Source organism: Paraburkholderia sediminicola (genome assembly GCF_046026895.1).
Classification (GTDB): domain Bacteria; phylum Pseudomonadota; class Gammaproteobacteria; order Burkholderiales; family Burkholderiaceae; genus Paraburkholderia; species Paraburkholderia sediminicola_C.
The window spans coordinates 1-205 of sequence record NZ_JAQQEU010000333.1; the positions used below are offsets into that span (position 1 = coordinate 1).

Below are 205 nucleotides of genomic sequence, written 5' to 3' on the forward strand. Positions count from 1 at the left end.
ACTGCAAGCCGAACACAAGCCGCCGTCATGCGAAGCACAAGATCTGGCCTTATCTGTTGCGGGGCATGACGATCAATCGGGCAAACCAGGTCTGGGCACTGGATACGAGCTATATCCCGATGGCGCGCGGCTTCGTATATCTGACCGCCGTGGTGGACTGGGCCAGCCGAAAGGTACTGGCCCACCGCGTGGCGATTACGATGGA

1 pseudogene is annotated in these 205 nt (G+C 59.5%); it reads left to right on the forward strand.

Going from position 1 to position 205, the window contains the following annotated elements:
• A pseudogene (locus tag PQR02_RS41000) lies at positions 1 to 205 on the forward strand (IS3 family transposase); the annotation flags it as partial.